2 protein-coding genes are annotated in these 1,604 nt (G+C 61.6%); both read right to left on the reverse strand.

The window, feature by feature from the left end:
- Positions 1 to 249 precede the first annotated feature (249 nt).
- Positions 250 to 651, reverse strand: a complete 402-nt coding sequence (locus tag DBR22_RS22830; protein WP_108600852.1) for a cytochrome c oxidase subunit 4 — start codon at positions 649 to 651, stop codon at positions 250 to 252.
- A partial coding sequence (locus tag DBR22_RS25105) for a cytochrome c oxidase subunit I (RefSeq protein WP_258229419.1) occupies positions 648 to 1,604 on the reverse strand: 957 nt, incomplete at its 5' end. The genes DBR22_RS22830 and DBR22_RS25105, both read right to left, overlap by 4 nt.

A 1,604-nucleotide genomic window follows, 5' to 3' on the forward strand; every position in this document is an offset into this window, starting at 1 on the left:
CGCCAGTTTTTGTGACTGCATAACCGGCTCTCCCCCCTGTCTGCCGTTCGCAGCGAAGGAGTTCATCCAACTCGCCCTTCGAAGGTGCCAGAGCGTCACAGGAAAAACAGCAGGAAATGCCAGAGCGTCGCAGGAAAAGCGGCAGGAAGTGCCAGAGCGTCGCTGATAGCGGATTGCGGCCGCCTTTGCCATTGCCCTTGCCTGGGCCCGACGTCGTTGTTTGCCTAGTTCAGCAGCGGAGCGCCAACGCTAGTGTGCGTGGTCTCCACGGCTGTACTCAAAGACCCATCCAACAAGGGCCACAAGCGCGAGTCCGCCTGCGATGAAGACGATCCAGAAGCCGACAGCCATGCCGAGGAATCCTCCGGCGCATGCAAGGCCGAGGACCAGCGGCCACCAGCTCCAGGGGCTGAAGTGGCCCTGCTCGCCGGCGCCCTCGTGGATCTCGGCGTCGCTGCGGTCCTCCGGGCGGGGGCCGCCGCGCTTGCCGGTGAAGCCAAGGTAACCGCCGATCATGCCTGCGAGGCCTGCCAACAGCAGGACACCCAACAGGCCCACGGGCTCATTCCAGTTGGTCAGGAAGCCATAAACCAAGGCGACAGGAATGAAGAAGAAAACGCCGCCTCCAAAAATCCATGATTCGATCTTCACTTGGCTGTGTCCTTCTGGTCGGCGTTACCGAGTACCGCTGCGGCCGGAGCCGGTGAGTCCACTGTGTGTACCTGGGAGAGCTCGGGGTGGTGCAGGTCCAATGCCGGGCGCTCCGAACGGATGCGCGGCAGTGAGGTGAAGTTGTGGCGGGGCGGGGGGCAGGACGTTGCCCATTCGAGCGAGGCGCCGAATCCCCAGGGATCGTCCACCTCCACACGTTCGCCGCTGCGCCACGTGATGTAGACGTTCCAGAAGAACGGGATGAGCGATGCACCCAGGACGAAGGAAGCAACCGTGGAGAACTGGTTCATCCACGTGAAGTTGTCCTCCACCAGGTAGTCGGCGTAGCGGCGGGGCATGCCTTCAACGCCGAGCCAGTGCTGGATGAGGAAGGTGCCGTGGAAGCCCAGGAACAGGAGCCAGAAGTGGATCTTGCCGAGGCGTTCGTTGAGCATCTTGCCGGTGAACTTGGGCCACCAGAAGTAGAAGCCGGCGAACATCGCGAACACCACGGTGCCGAACACCACGTAGTGGAAGTGGGCCACCACGAAGTAGGAATCAGAAACGTGGAAGTCCAGCGGCGGTGAGGCCAGGATGATACCGGTCAGGCCACCGAAAAGGAACGTGATGAGGAAGCCGATGCTCCAGAGCATTGGTGTCTCGAACGTCAGCGAACCGCGCCACATCGTGCCGATCCAGTTGAAGAACTTCACGCCGGTGGGCACTGCGATGAGCATGGTCATGAACGCGAAGAACGGCAGCAGGACCGAGCCGGTCACGTACATGTGGTGGGCCCATACCGTCACTGACAGCGCAGCAATGGCGATGGTGGCATACACGAGGCCCTTGTAGCCGAAGATCGGCTTGCGGCTGAAGACCGGGAAGATCTCCGAGACAATGCCAAAGAACGGCAGCGCGATGATGTACACCTCGGGGTGGCCGAAGAACCAGAA

The sequence above is a fragment of the Arthrobacter sp. HMWF013 genome (assembly GCF_003061105.1).
Classification (GTDB): domain Bacteria; phylum Actinomycetota; class Actinomycetes; order Actinomycetales; family Micrococcaceae; genus Arthrobacter.